This is a genomic window from Aeromonas lacus (assembly GCF_000764665.1).
GTDB classification, from domain to species: domain Bacteria; phylum Pseudomonadota; class Gammaproteobacteria; order Enterobacterales; family Aeromonadaceae; genus Aeromonas; species Aeromonas lacus.
The window spans coordinates 61836-78016 of record NZ_JRGM01000144.1 but is presented as its reverse complement, the minus strand read 5'-3'; the positions used below and the strand labels follow the sequence as shown (position 1 = coordinate 78016).

General features: G+C 59.8%; 12 protein-coding genes. 4 read left to right on the top strand and 8 right to left on the bottom strand.

Going from position 1 to position 16181, the window contains the following annotated elements:
* Window positions 1–12 precede the first annotated feature (12 nt).
* Complete coding sequence (gene mngB / locus LG31_RS0114695) at window positions 13–2667, top strand: mannosylglycerate hydrolase (RefSeq protein ID WP_033115201.1); 2655 nt, start codon at window positions 13–15, stop codon at window positions 2665–2667.
* 184 nt (window positions 2668–2851) lie between these two features.
* Here mngB and LG31_RS0114690 read toward each other — a convergent pair whose 3' ends face one another.
* Both LG31_RS0114690 and LG31_RS0114685 read right to left on the bottom strand, forming a co-directional pair.
* Entirely contained in the window at window positions 2852–3841 is a 990-nt protein-coding gene (locus LG31_RS0114690; RefSeq protein ID WP_033115200.1) for a D-alanine--D-alanine ligase, read from the bottom strand.
* A gap of 203 nt (window positions 3842–4044) precedes the next feature.
* Window positions 4045–4653: a 2OG-Fe(II) oxygenase gene (locus LG31_RS0114685; RefSeq protein WP_033115199.1), complete on the bottom strand. Its 609-nt coding sequence runs from the start codon at window positions 4651–4653 to the stop codon at window positions 4045–4047.
* 343 nt (window positions 4654–4996) lie between these two features.
* On the opposite strand from LG31_RS0114685, the gene LG31_RS0114680 reads away from it, so the two are divergent.
* Together LG31_RS0114680 and LG31_RS0114675 are read left to right on the top strand one after the other, a co-directional pair.
* Entirely contained in the window at window positions 4997–5473 is a 477-nt protein-coding gene (locus LG31_RS0114680; protein ID WP_033115198.1) for a glutathione peroxidase, read from the top strand.
* A gap of 160 nt (window positions 5474–5633) precedes the next feature.
* On the top strand, window positions 5634–7025 hold the full coding sequence (locus tag LG31_RS0114675) for a DEAD/DEAH box helicase (RefSeq protein ID WP_033115197.1): 1392 nt from the start codon (window positions 5634–5636) through the stop codon (window positions 7023–7025).
* A gap of 102 nt (window positions 7026–7127) precedes the next feature.
* Here the strand turns inward: LG31_RS0114675 and hutW are convergent, their stop codons facing one another.
* Window positions 7128–8513 carry a heme anaerobic degradation radical SAM methyltransferase ChuW/HutW gene (gene hutW / locus LG31_RS0114670; protein WP_050513472.1) on the bottom strand — a complete coding sequence of 462 codons (1386 nt, stop codon included), beginning with the start codon at window positions 8511–8513 and terminating at the stop codon, window positions 7128–7130.
* Between the two features lie 250 nt (window positions 8514–8763).
* On the opposite strand from hutW, the gene LG31_RS0114665 reads away from it, so the two are divergent.
* A complete protein-coding gene (locus tag LG31_RS0114665; protein ID WP_033115196.1) occupies window positions 8764–10359 on the top strand; it encodes a methyl-accepting chemotaxis protein in 1596 nt (531 codons plus the stop codon).
* An 87-nt stretch (window positions 10360–10446) separates the two neighbouring features.
* Here the strand turns inward: LG31_RS0114665 and aroG are convergent, their stop codons facing one another.
* From aroG to LG31_RS0114640, 5 genes are all read right to left on the bottom strand, one after another.
* Window positions 10447–11502, bottom strand: coding sequence for a 3-deoxy-7-phosphoheptulonate synthase AroG (gene aroG / locus LG31_RS0114660; protein WP_033115195.1), 1056 nt, complete (start codon window positions 11500–11502; stop codon window positions 10447–10449).
* Between the two features lie 196 nt (window positions 11503–11698).
* Window positions 11699–12982, bottom strand: a complete 1284-nt coding sequence (gene aroA, locus LG31_RS0114655; protein WP_033115194.1) for a 3-phosphoshikimate 1-carboxyvinyltransferase — start codon at window positions 12980–12982, stop codon at window positions 11699–11701.
* Between the two features lie 168 nt (window positions 12983–13150).
* Window positions 13151–14239 carry a 3-phosphoserine/phosphohydroxythreonine transaminase gene (gene serC / locus LG31_RS0114650; protein ID WP_033115193.1) on the bottom strand — a complete coding sequence of 363 codons (1089 nt, stop codon included), beginning with the start codon at window positions 14237–14239 and terminating at the stop codon, window positions 13151–13153.
* A 224-nt stretch (window positions 14240–14463) separates the two neighbouring features.
* Entirely contained in the window at window positions 14464–15390 is a 927-nt protein-coding gene (locus LG31_RS0114645) for an electron transfer flavoprotein subunit alpha/FixB family protein (protein WP_033115192.1), read from the bottom strand.
* Window positions 15387–16136 carry an electron transfer flavoprotein subunit beta/FixA family protein gene (locus LG31_RS0114640; protein WP_033115191.1) on the bottom strand — a complete coding sequence of 250 codons (750 nt, stop codon included), beginning with the start codon at window positions 16134–16136 and terminating at the stop codon, window positions 15387–15389. Before LG31_RS0114640 ends, LG31_RS0114645 begins: the two co-directional genes overlap by 4 nt.
* Window positions 16137–16181 lie beyond the last annotated feature (45 nt).

The window sequence follows — 16181 nt, the reverse complement described above, 5'->3', positions numbered from 1 at the left end:
AGGATCATTGTCATGACAGTTTCACGAGTTCACATCACGCCGCACATGCACTGGGATCGGGAGTGGTACTTCACCACCGAGGAGTCCCGCATCCTGCTGGTCAACAACATGGCGGAGATCCTGGCGCGTCTTGAATCCGACCCTGACTACAAGTTCTACGTGCTCGACGGCCAGACCGCGGTACTGGAGGATTACTTTGCCATCCAGCCCGAGAACAAGGCCCGGGTGAAGGCGCTGGTGGAAGCGGGCAAGCTCATCATCGGCCCCTGGTACACCCAGACCGACACCATGCAGGTAAGCGGCGAGTCCATCCTGCGCAACCTGCTCTACGGGATGCGCGACTGCCTTAGCCTTGGCGAGCCGATGAAGATCGGTTACCTGCCCGACTCGTTCGGCATGTCCTCCCAGCTGCCCCACATCTTCAACGGCTTCGGGATCGATCGGGCCATGTTCTGGCGCGGCTGCTCCGAGCGTCACGGCACCGACAAGACCGAGTTTCTCTGGCAGAGCAACGATGGCAGCGAGGTGACCGCCCAGGTGCTGCCGCTCGGCTACGCCATCGGCAAGTACCTGCCGGAAGATGAGGCGGGTCTGCGCAAGCGGCTCGAATCCTACTTCGAGGTGCTGGAGAAGGCCTCGATCACCCAGGATATCCTGCTGCCCAACGGCCACGACCAGATGCCGCTGCAACAGAATATCTTCGCCATCATCGACAAGCTGCGCGAGATCTACCCCCAGCGTGAATTCCACATGAGCCGCTTCGAGCAGGTCTTCGAGCGCATCGAGGCGTGCCGCGACCAACTGGCCACCCTCAAGGGGGAGTTCAACGACGGCAAATACATGCGGGTACACCGCACCATCTCCTCCACCCGGATGGACATCAAGCTGGCCCACGCCGCCATCGAGAACAAGATCGTCAACATCCTCGAACCGCTGGCGAGCATCGCCTGGGCGCTCGGCTTTGAGTACCACCACGGGCTTTTGGAGAAGATGTGGAAGGAGATCATGAAGAACCACGCCCATGACAGCATCGGCTGCTGCTGCAGCGACAAGGTACATCAGGAGGTGATGACCCGCTTCATTCTGGCCGACGACATGGCCGAGAACCTGATCCGCTTCTACATGCGCAAAATTGTCGACAACATGCCGGTGGCGCTGTGCGAAGACGGGGTACAGGTGGCCGACAAACTCTGCCTCTTCAACCTGATGCCTTTTGCCCGTCAGGAGGTGATCAACACCAGCATCCGCATTCGCGCCCAATCCTTTGCCCTGCGCGATGAAGCGGGCCAGCCAGTGCCCTATTTCATCCGTGCCAAGCGCGAGATTGATCCGGGTCTGGTAGACCGGCAGATCGTGCACTACGGCAACTACGACCCCTTTATGGAGTACGACATCCAGATCTGCCATACGCTGCCTGCCATGGGCTACTGCACTCTCCATATCGAAGGCAATCAGCCGGGACTGGAGCAGCCGGTGACGGCCAACGGCGAGCTTCTGGAGAACGATTTTTACCGCATCGCCCTCAATGACAACGGCACCCTGCAGATCCTGGACAAGCTGCGCGGCACCACCTTAGATCAGGTACTCACGCTGGAAGAGGGCTCCGATGATGGCGACGAATATGACTACTCGCCATCGCGGGACGAGTGGCTGCGCTACTCCACCGAGTTTGCGGTAACCCGCGAGGTCACCCATCAGGCGTGGCAGAGCATCGCCACTCTCAAACTGCGCATGGCCTTGCCTGCCAACCTCGCCGAGCGGGCCAACCGCCAGTGCAGCGGCCACCTTGATGTCACCTGCCGCATCACGCTTGCACATCAGAGTCCACGCATCGACATCGAGCTGGAGCTCGACAATCAGGCCGATGACCACCGGGTACGGGTGCTGATCCCCACCCCGTTCCCGAGCGACACCGTGGTCTCTGACAACCAGTTTGGCTGCATCACCCGCCCCACCCGCGACAGCGCCATGGCCGACTGGGAAGCGGAGGGGTGGAAAGAGGCTCCCATTCCGGTCTGGCAGCTGATGAACTTCGTCGCCCTGCAAGATGGCCAGCAGGGGCTGGCGGTGCTGAGCGATGGCCTGCGCGAGTTTGAAGTGATCGGCGAGCAGTGCGACACCCTGGCGCTCACCCTGCTGCGCGGGGTCGGCGTACTCGGTAAAGAGGAGCTGCTGCTGCGCCCGGGTCGCCCTTCCGGCATCAAGTTGCCCACCCCGGACTCTCAGGTACGCGGCAAGCTCAGCTGCCGTTTCAGTCTGCTGGCGTTTGCCGGTGATCACATCAGCGCCAACGTGATGCAGGCGGCGCGCAGCTACCTCACTCCGGTGCGCTGCTACAACAAGATCCCGTTCGATGCCATGAAGCTCAACAAGGCGAGCTTCACCACCCCGCTCCACTTCAGCCTGCTCACCATGGATCCGTCCGGCCCGGTGCTGAGCGCCCTGAAAAAAGCCGAAGATGAAGAGGCGCTGGTGATCCGGGTCTACAACCCGAGCGAACAGGCGGTACTGGAGGGTGGCAAGGTGACCAGCGAACACGCCCTGAGCGACTGGCAAACGGTGCGGATGGACGAGCAGCCCCTGCCCCTTGAACTGGCCACTGGCGCGTTTGGTGAACTGCCACCTTGCCACTCCCGCAGCGTGCGCTTTCGGGTGGCTCGCGGCTAACGGCTGACATGCCAGCTGGTAACTCGCTCAGATAACAACAGGCGGGGAAGGGTCATCCCCTCGCCGCCTGTATATATTCCTTCAAGCAGGTCGTTCTCGTTTGATAAAGACATAAAAAATCCCCGCCAATTGGCGGGGATTTTTACTGGAACGGTATCAACGCCCGTCAGCGAGAACAATCCGCTTAGCTGGCCTTGCGCAGGATCTGCTCAAGATAGCGGGCAAAGTCGTGACCGTGATGCTCCAACAGTTTCGGGAACATGGAGATGGAGGTCATGCCCGGGAAGGTGTTGATTTCGTTGAGCAGGATCTCGCCCTCGTCGGTCAGGAAGAAGTCGATGCGGGAGAGGTGGGTCAGTTTCAGCTGACGGAACGCCTTGAGGGCGTACTCGTGAATGGCGTCAGCCTGCGCCTGGGTCAGCCCCTCGGCACGCAACGCAGTCTCGGTGTGGCTGGCACTGCTGTACTTCTCTTCATAGGTGTAGAACTTGTCCTGCGGGACACAGATCTCGCCCGGGTAGGTGGCCACCAGCTCGTCACCGTACTGGTAAACAGCCACTTCCAGCTCGCGCGGCTTGACCGCTTTCTCAATCAGTACCTGCTCGGAGTAACCGAAGGCATCGGCAATGCCCTTCACCAGATCAGCTTCGTTGCTGGCGGAGTAGCAGCCAACGGAAGAGCCCTGGGAGGCGGCCTTGATAAAGACCTTGCCCCACTTGGCCAGCGCCGCTTTCGCCTCAGCCAGAGCCGCATCACCCTGTTCGGTCAGGAACAGATAGGGGGTGTTGGGGATGCCGATGGCGGAGAGCCACAGCTTGGTGGTGATCTTGTTGAAGCAGATCTTGCTCGCTTCGGCGTCACAGCCCAGATAGGGCAGGCCAGCCAACTCGAGGAAGGATTGCAGATCGCCAGTCTCACCCGGGTAACCGTGGATGCAGGGCACCACGTAGTCTACCGGACGGGCCACGCTGTCAAACGAGAGCAGCTTGTCGAGCCCCAGTTTGCACTCGCGACCATCGGCGCTGAGCCAGCGGTCGGCAAACATCTCGACGCGGGTCACTTCGACGCCTGGCAGGAGAGCGAGTTGTTTTTCGAGGAAATTGGCGCTGCGCAGAGAGACTTCGTGCTCGGAGCCACCGCCGCCGCACAGCAGCAAGACATGCATGTTCTTCATTAGATGTGATCCCTTGGGAGAAGCGGCTTCGTCATGACCATTCAAAAACCACCGCATTCAAAACCGGACGAAGCCAGATACGAACATAAGTGCGCGCCAGTGTAGCAAGGGAGACAAACCCTTGTCAGCTGATGGCTGCCCTGCCAGCCACATCTTGCGGCGAAAAAGGGCGCCCTGTGTCAAAAACCGCGCAACCCCATGGGTCAGCGAGGGGGATCGACCCGCCCCATGCCGCTGCCATTGACGCGAAACCAGCCAGCAATGCTGTAACGCTCCTGATTGGCGGGCAGCACTTCGTGAGGAAACTCTTCGGAGAGGAAGATCACCAGCCGCCCCCCTTTGGGGCTCACATCCATCAAGAACTGCTCGTCGTTGTCATAAAAGCGCAGGACGCCGCCCGCTTCGGGTTTCCAGTCGTTATTGAGGTAGAACACCGTCGTCAGGCGACGGTTGGAGCGACCGGCAAAGGCATCGCGATGGGTCGCGTAGAAGTCGCCGCAGCGATAACGGGCAAAATGTGCTTCATAGTCGAACAATCCCAGCATCAGCATCCGGTTGGCTGCCAGACGTAGCGCCTCCATGCGGGCGAGATAATCGGCGACCGGCGCCCCGAGGGAAGGCTCCAGCCAGTGGATCTGGTCGCGGCGGATCTCGCTGTTGCCTTGATGGAGCCCTTCACGGCCGATCCCGGCCGGTTGCCACTCCTCTGGCAGACAGCCTTTGAGGGCATCCACCTCGGCGGCAGTTAAAAAATCGTCCACTATCACCCAACCTCGGGTGTAGATGGCATCCATGACGGCTTGATAGTCCAAGATTGACTCGCAACATGTGGAAAAGAGAGCGCTTTTTAGCGGCTTCCCGCTAAAGTCACAAACCGGTTTGCTTCTCTTGAGAAGTCCCACCATCAATACCCGATTTGGCGGGCTACGCCCCTATATTTCGAGCCGATTGTGATCCTGCCCTCACCCGGTGCGTAATGGAGGGGAAAAGTGTGAGCCGCCCCCCATTGCATCGGTGCCCGTTAACGTAACGCCTTGCCGTTAAAAGAGCCAAGCGATACCGTAGTAACCATGGAAATAACCCCCTTTCCCCCAGCAATCACACTGTGCAACTTATGTGCAATCAACGATATGCAATCAACAAAAGGATGATGTGATGCCTCTGCCCGACCTGACGCTGCAACAACTGGATGGCACCCCCTACCCGCTCGCCCAACTGGCCGGCAAGGTGATCCTGGTGGTCAATGTGGCCAGCCGCTGCGGCTTTACCCCCCAATATGAGGGGCTGGAAGCCCTCTATCGCGAGCTGGGGCCCGAGGGACTGGTGATCCTGGGCTTCCCCTGCAACCAGTTCGGTCAGCAGGAGCCGGGGGATGCCGAGGAGATCGCCCGTTTCTGCTCCTTGGACTACCCGGTCACCTTCCCCATCATGGCCAAGTGCGATGTCAACGGCGAGCAGGCCCACCCGCTCTATCAGTGGCTCAAGAAGGAGAAACCGGGGCTGCTGGGGCTGGAAAACGTCAAGTGGAACTTCACCAAGTTCCTGATCGACCGTGACGGCAACGTGGTGGAGCGGTTTGCTCCCACCACCAAGCCGGAGAGTCTGGTCGCCCCCATCCGCGACCTGCTCTGATTGCTTTTTGCGGCACATAAAGAGCGGCCGGTGCGACAGCTACTGCGCACCGGCCGCTCTTTTGCTATATTACGCCCCCGTTATCATTTCCATATCGTGGCTGGCGCCCGCGCCGGTCATCCGCTGAGCCAAAGGCTCACCAGAGGAGTTTCTCTCGAACATGTCATTCAACGAACTGGGTCTCTCCCCGCACATCCTGCGGGCCGTCAAGGAGTTGGGTTACGAACAGCCAACCCCCATCCAGCAGCAAGCCATTCCGGCTATTCTGGCTGGTCAGGATGTCCTCGGCGGAGCCCAGACAGGCACAGGCAAGACAGCCGGTTTCACCCTGCCCATGCTGCAGCTGCTGCTGGCCAACCATGGCCGAGGTCGCCGTCAGGTGCGCGCCCTGGTACTGACACCGACCCGTGAACTGGCCGCCCAGGTGGGCGAGAGCATCATCAAATATGCCCACCACCTGCCGTTTCGTACCCTGATCGCCTACGGTGGCGTCAGCATCAAGCCCAATCTGGATGCCATCAAGCTCGGTATCGACATTCTGGTGGCCACCCCGGGCCGTCTGCTGGACCTGCTGACCCAGGGCGCATTGACCCTGAGCGAGCTGGAAGTGCTGGTGCTGGATGAAGCGGATCGCATGCTCGACATGGGCTTCATCGTCGACATTCGCCGCATCATGAAGGCACTGCCCGCCAAACGGCAGAGCCTGCTCTTCTCCGCCACCTTCTCAAGCGAGATCAAGGCGCTGGCGGATGACCTGCTCAACGACCCCACCCTCATTGAGGTGGATCCCAGCAACACCGCCGCCGAGCAAGTGACCCAGCGCATCATTCAGGTTGATCGGGAGCGCCGCCGCGAGCTGCTCTCCCACATGATTGGCCGTGGCAACTGGCAGCGGGTGCTGGTATTTGTCCGCACCAAGCAGATCGCCGATCGCCTCGCGCATCAGATGCAGAAAGATGGTCTCGACACAGTCGCCATTCACGGTGACAAGAGTCAGGGGGCTCGCAACCGGGCGCTGGCCGATTTTCGCGAGGGCAAGGTGCGGGTGCTGGTGGCAACCGATATCGCCGCCCGTGGTCTGGACATCGATCAGCTGCCCCACGTGATCAACTTCGAGCTGCCGCAAATGGCGGAGGATTACATCCACCGCATCGGCCGTACCGGTCGTGCCGGGCGCGGCGGCGAGGCCATCTCGCTGGTCAGCCATGATGAGTTGGGTCAGCTCAAGGCGATCGAGGCCCTGATCGGTCAATCCCTCTCCGTGGAGATCCTCGAAGGGTATGAGCCGAGCGGCAAGCCGAGCCGCCAGACCCTGCCCGGCAGCAAGCCGGTGCAAAACCCGCCGCGTGCCCGTGGCGCCGCCAATGCCAAGAGCGGCAAGGGTAAACCGGCTGCAGGCAAAGCCAAGGGCGATACCGCCAAGAAGCCTGCCCAGTCTCCTCAAAACAAGTCCCGCAAGCGTGAAGTGGTGGGCGAGGATGTCGGATTTACCCCGATGCGCCGCCTGCCAAGGGCCCAGCGCGACAGCTATCAGGATAGCGACGACGAGTAATTCGTCCCGTAGCGCCACACTTGTCGGCCAAACAGCGGGTTGGTCAAACAAAAAGGGAGCCTCGTCGGCTCCCTTTGTGCTTTTGGCGATCGGGTAAAACACCTACACCAGTGAGTGACGTATCCCCAGATGTTTACCATCCGGGTGCTTGCCATGCAGCAACGCAGGCTCGCTGCCATCGGCCGGATTGTGCTGCAAAAATTCGAACAACCCGGCCTGCATATTGACGTTCCAGAAGCGCCCCGCCAGCGTCAGTACCAGTTGATCGCCAGCAAGATCGGCCAGCCCGTTTTGCCGCCAAGCATCGAACAGCGGCATCAGATGACTGCGCAGTGAGGCTGGCAGGCGCGCCAGTGCCAGCACGCCACTGTCGAGGGCGCCACGCAGCAGACCATCCATCCGCGCATTCGGATTGCGCCCCATCACCATGCCGGGCGCCCGAACTCCCTTCTCATGTGCTTCGTGCCACTGAGCCAAATCCCGCCCGTACATCAAGCCATGGCCATGGATAGTGCCCCCGGCTCCTGCACCAAAGGGGAGGATCTCGGCGCCGCGCTTGGCCATCTGGTTATAGCGACTCTGCTCGGCTGGACTACGCCGCCAGTGACTGCAGGAGAGCCGCTCCCAACCATGCTGTTCCAGTTGTTGACCGCCGTAAGCGTACATGGCGGCCCGCTGCTGGCCATCGGCAGCCCAACCCAGCTTGCCCTTCTGCCCGGCCCGATCCAGATTGGTGCCCGGCATGGCGATAAGCTGGTAGAGATCAACCCCGTGCACGCCGCTCGCCATCACATCCGTGATGTCCTGCTGCCACACGGCATCATCCTGACCGGGTAGACCGAAAATAAGATCCGCCACGATCACTGCCGCATCATCGCGAGTCAGCTCGCCAAGACGGGTCAGCAGGGTCTCCCTATCATCGATCCGGGCCGCCTGCTGGCGCACACCGGTATCAAAACTCTGCACCCCGAACGAAAAGCGGTTGAAACCGCCGCCCAGCGCAGCCTGCCACTTGGTATCGTCAAAACCGTTGAGGCGCCCTTCCAGCGTTACCTCGGCATCAGCCGTCAGGGGAAAGCGCCGGATCATCCTGGCCAGCATCGCCAGCTCATCGGCACTCATGTCGGTGGGGGTTCCACCCCCGACATAGACGGCCGAGAAGGGGTGGCTTTGTACCAATGGCGTCTCTACGGCCTTGGAAAGCGATGCGCACAACGCGTCGATATAGCGGCTTATCCGCGCCGAATTGGCACCATTTTCGAAGAAATTGCAGAAACTGCAGCGCTTGCGACAAAACGGAATATGGATATAGAGGGCACGCTCTTCGGCATCGCTCTCTTGCTGCCACCACTGCAGCCATTGGCTCTCATCGAGTGACAAGGGGCGGCTCCCTCCCCGACTGGCATGTGCCGAGGTTTTGGCACTGAAGGCAAACTTGAGAGGATCCGGCGAAGCCACGCCGGTCATGGAAGGAGTTAAATGGATCATGGTGATGACTCGCAAATAACAACAATGATAATTATTCTCACTAGCAAGATTTTGCGCAGGATCAACTCTTGGTGTCACTCAATCTGAAATTGCCCTATTGGCAACCTCTATTACCGATCTGCTTAACAGATTATTTACTCAAGAGTGACTAAAGTGTGCCGATAGGAAACTGTCTCCCCGCCTCTCCTTGTCTACGCTCAAGATGAAACGGGAACCAATAAAAACAGATAAGGGCATGGGATCGGCCACTATGCATAACCTCTCACTGAACTGGAAAATCTTTCTCCCCCTTGCGCTGGTCATCAGCTCCACCTTCGCCCTCTGCTTCGAGCTCTCTGCCTGGTTGCAACGGGATCTCGCCATCCGCATGGCGGAAGAGAAGGTAGAGAGCGCCGCCAACACCTACATGGATCAGCTCAACGTATTGATGATGACCGGTGGCATGGCCAACCGGCAGATAGTGCAAACCAAGCTCAAGAGCGAGGCCGGGATTGTCGAAGCCCGTCTTATTCGTGCCCCCGCCGTCAGCAACCTATTTGGCCCGGGCCATCCCGACCAGAAAGCCCAGGATGCCCTCGATGAACGCGCCATTACGAAGGGGGATATCATCCTGCAACAGCAAGGCAACCAGCTCACCCTGATCAAACCGTTCAAGGCCTACAAGGAGTATCGCGGCACCCAGTGCACCAGCTGCCATCAGGTGGATGAAGGGACCGTCATGGGGGCGGTTCGGATCAGCTATGACCTGACCCATACCTTCGACGATATCCGCCACAACAACTTTATTCTGAGCGGCAGTCTGGCTGCCGTATTTGGTCTGGGCTTCGGCCTGCTCTGGTGGGTGCTGCAGCGCTACGTCAAACGGCCGCTGCGCCAGTTGCAGCTCACCATGATCCAGATGGCGAAAGAGCGTAACCTCGCGCTCCCTCTCGTCAACAACAGTCAAGACGAGCTGGGTCAGATGACCCGCGCCGTCAACGACATGGTGCAGGGCTTCCGCCACAGCTTGCAGGAGGTGGAAGGAGCGACGCACCAGCTCTATCAGGAGTCGAGCCAGATCCGCCAGGTTGCCACCCAGACAGAAAACTCGGCCCGTCAGCAGGAGGGGATGACCACTCAGGTTGCGGCCGCAGTGAGCGAGCTTGCTGCCAGCTCCCACGAAGTGCGCGAGCATGCCCGCCACAGTGCCGAGCTCTCCGCGCTCACCAATCAGGATGCCGCCAATACCAGCCGTCTCGCCCAGCACTCCATCACCGATATGGGCGAGATGTCGACCGAGATCGACAGGGTGGATCAGGTGATCCAGCAGCTCGACAGCCGCTGCCTTGCGGTTGATGGGGTGCTCGAGGTGATCAAGGGGATCGCCGATCAGACCAACCTGCTGGCCCTCAACGCCGCCATTGAGGCAGCCCGAGCCGGCGAACAGGGACGCGGTTTTGCCGTGGTGGCCGACGAGGTGCGCGCCCTCTCCAACCGCAGCCGCACCGCCAGCGAGGAGATCTCCCAGATGATCGCCGCCCTGCAAAAAGAGGCCCAGAGTGCCGTTACGGTGATCGGGGATGCAAAAACCAAGGCGGACGAGAGCATCAGCAAAACCGAGGCGACCCTGGCCGCCATGCAGAACATCATTGAACGCATCGCCCGGATCAATGATCTCAATGCCCAGATGGCCCAGTCAGCCGAAGAACAGGACAGGGTCTGCAACGAGGTGGACCACTCGGTGAACCAGATCCGCAACACCTCCAACGACACTCTGGGTCAGGCTCATGCAGCCAACCTCGCCAGTGTTCAGCTGGTCGAGCAGTGCCAGAAACTGGAAGCCCTGCTCAAGACCTATCGCTGGTAACCCTGCTCCGACAACAAAAAGCGCGCCTGTGGCGCGCTTTTACTTTGTATCAATGGGCTGTTGCATCAGCTCGCTGATATCTCCGCCTCAGCGGGCGTTGCGGGTGGCGACCGCATCGGCCAGATTGCGCAGCAGGGTTTCGGTATCTTCCCAACCGATGCAGGCATCCGTGATGCTCTGGCCGAAGGTGAGCTCGCAGCCCTCGACCAAATCCTGACGCCCTTCTACCAGATGGCTCTCCACCATCACGCCAAATACAGCCTTGCTGCCGGCGCGCAACTGGTCGGCCACATCTTCGGCCACCACCATCTGGTTCTTGAACTGCTTGCTGCTGTTGGCATGGCTGAAGTCGATCATCACCTTTTGCGGCAGACCCGCCTTCTCCAGTCCCTTCACCACCTCACTGACATGGGCAGCGCTGTAGTTCGGTTCGCGGCCACCGCGCAGGATGATGTGACAATCCGGGTTCCCTTTGGTGGCTACGATGGCGGAGTGGCCATACTTGGTGACCGACAGGAAGTGATGGGGGGCACTGGCAGCACCGATGGCATCGATGGCCACCTTGATGGTGCCGTCGGTACCGTTCTTGAAGCCCACCGGGCAGGAGAGACCGGAGGCAAGCTCACGGTGCACCTGGGATTCGGTGGTACGAGCGCCGATCGCCCCCCAGCTCATCAGATCAGCCACGTATTGCGGCGTGATCATGTCGAGGAATTCGGAAGCGGTTGGCAGCCCCATGTCGTTGAGATCGAGCAGCAGCTTGCGACCCAGGCGCAGACCGTCATTGATCTTGCAGCTATTGTCGAGGTACGGATCGTTGATGAGACCCTTCCAGCCCACGGTAGTTCGCGGTTTTTCGAAATAGACCCGCATCACGATCTCCAGCTGACCTTTCAGCTCGTCGCGCAACGCCTTGAGGCGCTTGCCATATTCGATAGCGGCAACCGGATCGTGGATGGAACAGGGGCCAATAACTACCAGCAGACGGTCATCTTCACCATTCAGGATACGGTGGATGGCCTGACGGGAATCAAACACGGTCGATGAGGCGGTTTCGGTCGCCGGAAACTTCTCAAGCACCGCAACCGGAGGGAGTAACTCTTTGATTTCACTGATACGAACGTCGTCGGTTTGATGCTGCATGACAAGGCTTCCTGCTAGATAACTGCGATTAAGAAATCTCAACATAGCCCGCAGCCGAGTCGGTGTAAATAGAAAATTACATCACTGGAGAAAGTTTTTTTAACTCACGTATTGCAAGTTAATGAAATGCTGCTACCTGCGTTCATGCCGGAGATGAAAAGGCCCGCGCAAGGCGGGCCTCAGCATGTTGGAGGGATTAATCGCGCTGGCTGACGCTAGCCAGTTTTTCGAAGTAATCCGGGAAGGTCTTCGAGGTGCACTTGGGATCGTTGATAGTCACCGGCGTATCGGACAGTGCCACCAGCGAGAAGCACATGGCGATCCGGTGATCGTTATAGGTATCGATCTCGGCGTGCTTGAGTTGCGTCTGCGGAGTCACGGTAATGAAGTCGCGCCCCTCCTCCACCTCGACGCCCAGCTTGCGCAGCTCGGTCGCCATGGCGTGCAGACGATCGGTCTCTTTCACCCGCCAGTTGTAGATATTGCGAATGGAGGTCGGCCCCTCGGCAAACAGCGCCGCAACCGCGATGGTCATGGCTGCATCGGGAATATGGTTCATATCCATATCGATACCGTGCAGCGGTGCCTGCTCCGCTTCGATAAAGTCATCGCCCCAGGTGATGCGCGCGCCCATCTTCTCCAGTACATCGGCGAAATGGATATCGCCCTGAATGCTGTGCTTGCCGATACCGGTGACCCGCACCTTGCCCTTGATGGCGCCAGCCGCGAGGAAGTAGGAGGCGCTGGAAGCATCCCCTTCAACCAGAAAATCACCCGGGCTGATATAGGTCTGGTTGCCCTTGATGTAGAACAGCTTGTAGTTGTCGTGCTCGATGACCACCCCGAACTGCTTCATGATGTGCAGGGTTATATCGATGTAGGGCTTGGAGACCAGCTCCCCCTTGATATGAATGCGGGTGTCGCCAGCCGCCATGGGAGCAGCCATCAGGAAGGCGGTCAGGAACTGGCTGGAAACGGAACCATCGACATGGACATCGCCACCCCACAGCCCCTTGGCATCCACCACCAGCGGCGGAAAACCATCTTTTTTCAGGTACTGGATATGGGCGCCCGCCTCACGCAGAGCATCCACCAGATGGCCGATGGGGCGCTCTTCCATGCGCTGCTCACCGCCCAGGGTGTACTCACCGGAGCCGAGACACAGCGCTGCACAGAGCGGGCGCATGGCAGTGCCGGCATTGCCAAGGAACAGATTGATCGGCTCTTTGACGGCAAAGCTGCGGCCAAGGCCTTGCACGGTGCACTCGGTCTTGTCGGCAGAGAGCTTGTACTTGACCCCGAGCTGGGTCAGTGCCGCCAGCATGTGACGAATGTCATCGCTGTCGAGCAGGTTGGTCAAACGGGTAGTACCACGGGCCAGCGCCGCCAGCAGCAGCGCCCGGTTAGAGACACTCTTTGAACCGGGCAGATTGACCTCACCGGCCACACGAGAAATGGGTTCCAAACGCAACGAATTCATAGACTTCCTGTGCAATCTCAAATAAATGACCTGACCGGACGTTAACAGTACGCGCCCCGCTCGGCAAGGGCAGCGACAGGGGAAAAACGGGGCTGCACGCTAAGATTCAGTCGTTGTTGAAAAAAAGACGCCGGGCAAGCCCGGCGTCAGGATTAACTGCAGACCGGATCAGCCGTGACACTTGGCAAACTCATCCATAAAGCTGACCAGCGCCTTCACACCCTCCAGCGGCATGGCGTTATAGATGCTGGCACGCATGCCACCGACAATGCGATGCCCTTTCAGTGCCAGCAGACCAGCCGCTTCTGATTCGGCTAGGAACTGCTTGTCCAGCTCGGCATTTTTCAGCTGGAACGGGATGTTCATCCGCGAACGGCAGCTGACATCCACCTGATTGCTGTAGAAGCTCGATTGATCGAGATAGTCGTAAAGGAAGTCCGCCTTCTCCTTGTTGCGCGCTTCCATCGCAGCAAGGCCACCCTGTTCCTTGAGCCACTCGAACACCAGACCGGCCAGATACCAGGCGTAGGTGGGCGGCGTGTTGAACATGGAGTCGTTCTTGGCGGTGAGCTTGTAGTCGAAAATCGAAGGCACATCGGCTCTGGCCTGATCCAGCAGATCATCGCGCACGATGGCGATGGCGAGCCCGGACGGGCCGATATTTTTCTGGGCACCGGCATAGATGATACCAAAGCGGCTCACATCGATGGGACGGGAGAGGATGGTCGAGGAGAGATCCGCCACCAGCGGTACATCACCGGTTGCGGGGATATCGAACATCTCGATCCCTTCAATGGTCTCGTTCGGGCAGTAGTGTACATAGGCAGCATCAGAGCGAAACGCCGGTGTCGGCAACAGGTGTGTAATCCCCTGCTCGTTTTTGGCAACCCCTTGCCAGGTCTGGATGTCGCCGTACTTTTGCGCCTCATCCACAGCCCCCTGCGACCAGACCCCGGTCAGCAAAAAATCGGCCTTCTTGTTGGCGCCACCCAGTAGGTTCATGGGCACTGCGGAGAACTGACCGCGGCCGCCACCGTGCATGAAGAGCACCTTGTAGTTGTCCGGCACCGCCAGCAACTCGCGCAGATCGGCTTCGGCCTTCTCGGCGACCGCCATGTAGTGCTTGCCGCGGTGGGAAAGCTCCATGACCGAGGCTCCCAGCCCCTGAAAATTACAAAATTCGCGCTGGGCGCGCTCCATGACTTCAACCGGCAACATGGCGGGGCCGGCGCAGAAGTTGTAAACCTGTTTGCTCATGACGCTTTCCGTGAGTGGATGAGTGTGATCGATGACTTGTCAGGTTTTACACAAGAGCAGCCAGCGGATCAAAGGCTTTTTGGGAGCTGGCTCAACCTTTTACCGTCACTCTTGCTCCCCTTTTCAGTAGAAAAAGCCCTGAACGGGTCAAGGCTTGCAGAGAACATGCGCAGAAATGGCCAAGAGACCGCATAAACGGGTTGCCCCTGCCCTTTCCGACAAATTTACACCTTGGCGGTGAGCTCGGGCAGCAGGGTGAAGAGATCCCCCACCAGACCGTAGTCGGCCACCTGAAAGATGGGCGCTTCGTTGTCCTTGTTGATGGCCACAATCACCTTCGACTCCTTCATCCCCGCCAGATGCTGAATGGCCCCCGAGATACCGACCGCGATATAGAGCTCGGGGGCGACCACCTTGCCCGTCTGGCCAACTTGCAGATCGTTGGCGACAAAACCCGCATCAACGGCAGCGCGCGATGCACCGACCGCACCGCCCAGCTTGTCGGCCAGCGCCTCAATCAGGGCAAACTGTGCCTTGGAGCCAAGGGCTCGGCCACCGGAGACCACCACTCGCGCAGCAGTCAGCTCGGGCCGGGGCGATCGCACGGCAAGGCGCTCCACCAGGCGGGTACGGCGGGTCAATTCGGGCACCACCAGACTCTCGACGGGAGCATTGCCTTCCTCCGTTGCCTTGGCAAAAGCCGTCGCCCGCACCGTCATCACCTTGATGGGGGCACTGCTCGCTACCCGGGCAATGGCATTGCCCGCATAGATGGGGCGCAGGAAGGTATCGCTGCTCTCGATAGCCGTCACCTCGGAGATCATCTCGACCCCGAGCCGGGCAGCGATCTGGGGCAGCAGCGCCTTGCCCATGGCGCTCGCCGCCATCAGGCAGTGGCTGTAACCTTCGCACCAGCGAGCCAACAGCTTGTCGAGCCCCTCAAGCACCCCTTCCGCCAGCGCGGGAGAGTCGGCCAGCAGCACCTTGCTCACCCCGCTCAGCGCAGCCGCCTGCTGGCCCGCCTCGCTTATCCCCTGCCCCGCCAGCAACAGATGCACTTCGCCACCCAGCTGACTGGCAGCCGTGACCAGGCGGGCGACGTTGTCGGCCAGATGGCCCTGATGATGTTCGGCAATGATCAATATGCTCATAGTACCTTCGCCTCGTGCTTGAGTTTGTCCACCAGCTCATCCACCGAACCGACCAGAACGCCGGCTTTGCGGGCTGCTGGCGCCATCACCCCAAGCAGACGAGTCTGGTTGGCAGGCACAACGGCGAGCTCGGCAAAGGGGGCACTCTCCAGCGGCTTGCGCTTGGCTTTCATGATGTTGGGCAGCGATGCAAAACGTGGTTCATTGAGCCGCAGATCGGCGCTCACTACCGCAGGCAGCGGCATGGCGAGGGTTTCAAGCCCGCCATCGATTTCACGGGTCACCAGCAACTCCTCTCCTTCCAACCTGATAGCTGAAGCGCAGGTAGCCAGCGGCCAGTCGGTCAGGGCGGCCAGCATCTGGGCCACCTGACCATTGTCCGAGTCGATGGACTGCTTGCCGAGCAGCACCAGATCCGGCTGCTCCAGCTCACACACCTTTTGCAAAGACCGTGCAACCGTCAGCGGCGCCAGCGTCTCGTCTGTCACATAGTGGCGCGCCCGATCCGCTCCCAGCGCCAGCGCATGGCGCAGCTGCTCGGCGGCCCCGTCCGGGCCAAAGGTCACCACCACCAGCTCGCTGGCGATACCGGCCTCACGCAGCCGGACTCCCTCTTCCACCGCGATTTCACAAAAGGGATTGATCCCCATCTTCACATTAGCCAGCTCCACATCGGAGCCATCCGCCCTGACCCGGATCTTGACGTTGTAATCCACTACCCGTTTGATTGCGACCAGCAGCTTCATGGGGTCATGCCTCATCTCTTTGGATTGAATTCATTCATCACTCCC

What these genes read in the sequence shown, in the direction of transcription:
- LG31_RS0114640 (WP_033115191.1), bottom strand. Translation starts at nt 16,136, where the DNA reads ATGAAGCTGCTGGTCGCAATCAAACGGGTAGTGGATTACAACGTCAAG.
- LG31_RS0114675 (WP_033115197.1), top strand. Translation starts at nt 5,634, where the DNA reads ATGTCATTCAACGAACTGGGTCTCTCCCCGCACATCCTGCGGGCCGTC.
- aroG (WP_033115195.1), bottom strand. Translation starts at nt 11,502, where the DNA reads ATGCAGCATCAAACCGACGACGTTCGTATCAGTGAAATCAAAGAGTTA.
- hutW (WP_050513472.1), bottom strand. Translation starts at nt 8,513, where the DNA reads ATGATCCATTTAACTCCTTCCATGACCGGCGTGGCTTCGCCGGATCCT.
- serC (WP_033115193.1), bottom strand. Translation starts at nt 14,239, where the DNA reads ATGAGCAAACAGGTTTACAACTTCTGCGCCGGCCCCGCCATGTTGCCG.
- mngB (WP_033115201.1), top strand. Translation starts at nt 13, where the DNA reads ATGACAGTTTCACGAGTTCACATCACGCCGCACATGCACTGGGATCGG.
- LG31_RS0114690 (WP_033115200.1), bottom strand. Translation starts at nt 3,841, where the DNA reads ATGAAGAACATGCATGTCTTGCTGCTGTGCGGCGGCGGTGGCTCCGAG.
- LG31_RS0114680 (WP_033115198.1), top strand. Translation starts at nt 4,997, where the DNA reads ATGCCTCTGCCCGACCTGACGCTGCAACAACTGGATGGCACCCCCTAC.
- aroA (WP_033115194.1), bottom strand. Translation starts at nt 12,982, where the DNA reads ATGAATTCGTTGCGTTTGGAACCCATTTCTCGTGTGGCCGGTGAGGTC.
- LG31_RS0114665 (WP_033115196.1), top strand. Translation starts at nt 8,764, where the DNA reads ATGCATAACCTCTCACTGAACTGGAAAATCTTTCTCCCCCTTGCGCTG.
- LG31_RS0114645 (WP_033115192.1), bottom strand. Translation starts at nt 15,390, where the DNA reads ATGAGCATATTGATCATTGCCGAACATCATCAGGGCCATCTGGCCGAC.